This is a genomic window from Bradyrhizobium oropedii, from assembly GCF_020889685.1.
Taxonomy (GTDB): Bacteria; Pseudomonadota; Alphaproteobacteria; order Rhizobiales; family Xanthobacteraceae; genus Bradyrhizobium; species Bradyrhizobium oropedii.
On the sequence record NZ_JACMYO010000335.1, the window covers coordinates 1 to 4,036 of the forward strand.

The window sequence follows — 4,036 nt, forward strand, 5'->3', positions numbered from 1 at the left end:
GGAACTTCGCTGCGCCGTAGTCTCCGGTTCAACACCGGCGAGCCATCGCCACCCGCGCCGTGAACTTGAAAAATGTGCTTCGCCAAATCCAACCCGATGGTGCTAATCTGCTTCATGGAACGGTTCCTCCTTGTGGCGTTCGAATAACGACCACGTTTTAGCACGATGATGCTGTCGGAGCGGGCCGTTCCACCACATCAATCAATCAGGTTGAGAGCGCGTCTCACCTTGATCGCCGCCGCGCAATCTTCACAGGCGGTGACGTTCTCACTCTTGCAGAGCGTAACTGAAAAATGCCCGGAAAAGGTGTTGGCGCTACGGGCAACCAGCGCGTTTAGCTGTCCGGCAAGCGGTCGAGAAAGGTTGGAGCGCTAAAGTTGCGGTTGCGCAGCCATCATGGGAAGGGCAGCAAGGCTCAATGCTCGTGCGGATTGGTCTGAATTATGCACCCGCGCCAATGAGGTGTGCTGCAATGACGAAGCTTGCGCGTTGGATTGCCGGAAACGCGAGCCGTTCCGGCGCTTCTACGGTTCTTGCAGGGTTGATTGCACAGCGACAACGAAGAGCGACTTGCAATAAACGAGCGATGAATGCAGCCAGATGCCATCTATGCGATTTGCGGCTTTAACGATATTCCGAGCCGCCAGGCCGTGGGATTCCATCTTATGGTCGTCGATGATGACGGCAATCACCGGCCCTGGTCCATCGTTGTGGTGCGCTGGGGCAAAAAGGTGCTTGGCTATGTCAATAAATGCCCGCACAACGGCGTTAATTTGGACTGGGAGCGGAACGAATTCCTCGATCCACACGGTGTCCGGCTGATGTGCGGCAAACACGGGGCGACCTTCGAACTCGGCACCGGGCGGTGCGTCGAAGGTCCATGTCATGGTGGAGCGCTCACGCCGATCGCGTTGGCAGTTCTGGATGGTGATATCTGCATCGTCGGCGCGCGTCTTGTCGAAGACGATGCATCGCCGAACAACTGAAGACCGTGCTCAGACCGGCCGGTTCTCGTTGCGGTTCCTCACCGGCTCCATCCTATTTAACCCGTCTTCGTACGAGATCTCCTCATAAGACAGATCGAGATCCTTTGTCGCATCGAGTAAGTAATCAAGCTTGCCCCCCGTATTGAGCTTCTTGATGTCGTCCTTGTTGAGCCCGACCAGGTCCATCATCTCCTTCCAAACGGTGGATTCATCGCACGGCAGGACGTGGAAGGTAATATCACCGAGCTTGACTCGGTATTTCGCCAGCAAATCTATGTTGTTGCAGAACATGAAGTACCTGCCGTTTGGGCTCAAGGCACCGTCAAGGACGGTCGCGACGTCGGCAAGATACGCGAAGGAATGCAGGTAGCCGGCCAGCACCGGAATAGTGCGTTCTCCGTCCTGCGCGATCGTCAAAACCTGCTCGATCGAATAGTCCGGCGGCCGTTTCTCGTCCGCGAGTTGACTCTGGAATTTTAGTGCGACGTCGCCGCGAAAGCCGAACCGGCCCGGCTCGGTCGTCCCGCCTTTGAGTACGGCATTGAGCAGGCGGCCCTCCTTCTCAAGTCTGCCGAGTGCGGTGTTCTCGATTGCAGTCATTAAATTCGTCCTCGATCTAAGCTCTTCACCGACGCGTTGGCCGGTGTCAGAGGCAATGCCAATTGCTTGCCGTCGCATGCGTAGCGGCCTTCGGCCTAGCTTGGGAAGAAAACGCGTCGGTGGGCCGCGATCGCCTCAAGCAGCTTGTCAGGAACCTGACACTGGTTCCAAAGTCCACAGACGCGATCCAAAAAAGTTAGAATCATCAAGCCTCTGCACATTGGCACGTGACTTGCCGTGGCAGCCCGACCTAAGCCGATGAGAGGTAAGCCGTGATCGACCTGACGGATAGCGCAGTGAATGCAATCAAGAGCGCGATTTCATCGTCGACGCACCCGACCGGCGGTCTGCGCATTATGGTCGAAGCAGGCGGCTGCAACGGTTTCAAATGCATGATGGGCTTCGCCGAGGAACCGAAGCCTGGCGACATCGTGATCGAATGCGACGGCCTGAAGGTGTTTGTCGAGAACAGGAGCCGTCAGCATCTGGTCGGCACGACCATCGATTTCGTGATGGCACTGGACGCCGCTGCTGCGCGCGATATCGAAGCCGCTGCCCTGACGGACGGCATGGACGTGCTGGTCGAGATCCAGGATGCCGCGGAACTCGATCGTGCTTTCACCCTTCGCTCACCGATGGTCGGCATCAATAATCGCAATTTGCGCAGGTTCGAAACCACGCTTTCAACGAGCGAGACCCTGGCACCGCTCATCCCCAAAGATCGTCTGATCGTCTCGGAAAGCGGCATGCTCGGGCCCGGCGATCTCGTCATGCTTTCGCGTGTTGGGATTTCGACCTTCCTGGTCGGTGAGAGCTTGATGCGGCAAGCCGATGTACGCGCCGCAATGCGTTCGCTGCTGGCGCCGACAGCAGCCATTACAACTTAGTGAAAGAGGTGCAGTGCGTCAAAGGAGACAATCGACGATGTCATGGCAAACGCTGGAAGCTCTCGGATCGATCGCGAAGATAGAGTACATTATTCGAAAGTTTCGGGAACTGATCGATACAGACGGCTCGATCCCGCCGGGGGCTGCGGGGGAGGCTGCACGTCACAATCGATGAGCATCTGTTCGCGGCGAAACAGCGCATTCTGGATGCGCAACCGGTGCGCCGATGCCTCTTATACGAAGAGGAACACGAACGGCGCGCCAATATCGGAATCGGCCTCACATGGCGCCCCCAAACTCTTGCAGACCTGGCTGGCGCGCTCCTACGCCGATTGCCACCAGAAGGTGGTCATGAGCCCATACGCCGAACCGCAGGTTCGAGACGGCCGCCACGGCACTCTCTGCGCAGCGATTGAGACAGCAAACTCGACGCCCCTTTACAGGCCGATCATCATGAGCTGCCAGTCCCCTTCCAAGATGCACGATATTCTGTCGGTCCAGGCGATCGAGTTCCGCCAGGCCATGCGAAATCTGGTGAGCGGCGTCGCGAATGTGACGACTGGAGCGGCCGTCAGGCCGCGTGGGCTAACCATCAGTTCTGTGTAAGCGCTATTTTTGACGCACCTGTGCAATTGAGTGTCCGGATGGGATGAGGTGTCCACCATGAACAAGGTGGACACCATCGATGATCACTCCAGAGGAACCTTTTAAGCTTGAGACGCTCGGTGTGTTGCGGAATGGCCGGCGTCGCTATGACCCGGCCAGCAAACAACAGCTGGTCGAAGCCTGTCTGCGGCCTGGCGTGTCGCTGGCGGGGCTGGCGTTGCAACACGGCGTGAACGCGAACCTGCTGCGCAAGTGGGTGGCCAAGCGACAACTTCAGAGCGGCAATAGCCCGGCGGAAGCGCGGGCGCCGATTGCGCCGGCGTTTATTCCGGTTAGCGCGCCGTCGACGTCGCCGACTCGATCTGCTGGCGCGATCGCGGTTTGCGCGACGGAGCGATCCTGTGCCGGGCGGCTGACGGCATCGATGCCCAACGGAGTGACACTTTCGCTGGAAGGCGGCGACGCGCAGTTGCTGTCGGCGGTGATTGAAGCGCTGGGGCGTTGCGATGTTCCGACTGGCGTCTGATCTTCGGGTCTATCTTCACCGCGAGCCGATTGACTTCCGGGCGGGCATCAACAGCCTGGGGATCGTGGTCGAGCAGTCGATGGGGCTGGATCCGTTCCAGCGCGCGGTGTTCGGGTTCTGCAATCGCCGGCGCGACCGGATCAAGCTGCTGATTTATGATCGGTCGGGATTTTGGATGCTGCTGAAGCGACTGGAGGCGGACAGATTCCACTGGCCCGGAAGCCAGGAGGCGGTGCTGACGCTGACGACGGAGGAGCTGCACTGGCTGCTTGACGGCATCAACATCGCGGCGGTGCGTCGCCATCCGGTGCGGCAATATCAGAGCGTGGGCTGACAGTGTTCGATGCGGCGGCGTCATCGGATGACGGCCGCCAACTACATGGAACCCGGTTGACGCGGCGGCACGACTTCGATTCAAGACTACGATGAAT

At 58.8% G+C, this 4,036-nt stretch carries 6 protein-coding genes and 1 pseudogene; 5 read left to right on the forward strand and 2 right to left on the reverse strand.

Going from position 1 to position 4,036, the window contains the following annotated elements; translation table 11 throughout:
- Positions 1-116, reverse strand: a pseudogene (locus H8A95_RS41805) (IS110 family transposase); the annotation flags it as partial.
- Positions 117-590: 474 nt separating this feature from the next.
- On the opposite strand from H8A95_RS41805, the gene H8A95_RS41810 reads away from it, so the two are divergent.
- Positions 591-986, forward strand: coding sequence for a Rieske (2Fe-2S) protein (locus H8A95_RS41810; protein WP_229172431.1), 396 nt, complete (start codon positions 591-593; stop codon positions 984-986).
- Positions 987-995: 9 nt separating this feature from the next.
- On the opposite strand, the gene H8A95_RS41815 is transcribed toward H8A95_RS41810, so the two are convergent.
- On the reverse strand, positions 996-1,586 hold the full coding sequence (locus H8A95_RS41815; RefSeq protein WP_229172430.1) for a hypothetical protein: 591 nt from the start codon (positions 1,584-1,586) through the stop codon (positions 996-998).
- Positions 1,587-1,858: 272 nt separating this feature from the next.
- Here H8A95_RS41815 and H8A95_RS44630 point away from each other — a divergent pair, with 272 nt between their 5' ends.
- The 4 genes from H8A95_RS44630 to tnpB all read left to right on the forward strand — a co-directional run bounded on the left by H8A95_RS44630 (position 1,859) and on the right by tnpB (position 3,939).
- Positions 1,859-2,473, forward strand: a complete 615-nt coding sequence (locus tag H8A95_RS44630; RefSeq protein ID WP_376711799.1) for an iron-sulfur cluster assembly accessory protein — start codon at positions 1,859-1,861, stop codon at positions 2,471-2,473.
- Between the two features lie 300 nt (positions 2,474-2,773).
- Positions 2,774-3,079 carry a hypothetical protein gene (locus H8A95_RS41830; protein ID WP_229188290.1) on the forward strand — a complete coding sequence of 102 codons (306 nt, stop codon included), beginning with the start codon at positions 2,774-2,776 and terminating at the stop codon, positions 3,077-3,079.
- Positions 3,080-3,158: 79 nt separating this feature from the next.
- The gene (gene tnpA, locus H8A95_RS41835) at positions 3,159-3,605 is read left to right on the forward strand and encodes an IS66-like element accessory protein TnpA (RefSeq protein ID WP_229172546.1); all 447 of its coding nucleotides are present in this window, start codon (positions 3,159-3,161) and stop codon (positions 3,603-3,605) included.
- Complete coding sequence (tnpB, locus tag H8A95_RS41840; RefSeq protein WP_229172545.1) at positions 3,586-3,939, forward strand: IS66 family insertion sequence element accessory protein TnpB; 354 nt, start codon at positions 3,586-3,588, stop codon at positions 3,937-3,939. Before tnpA ends, tnpB begins: the two co-directional genes overlap by 20 nt.
- The last annotated feature ends 97 nt before the right edge of the window (positions 3,940-4,036 follow it).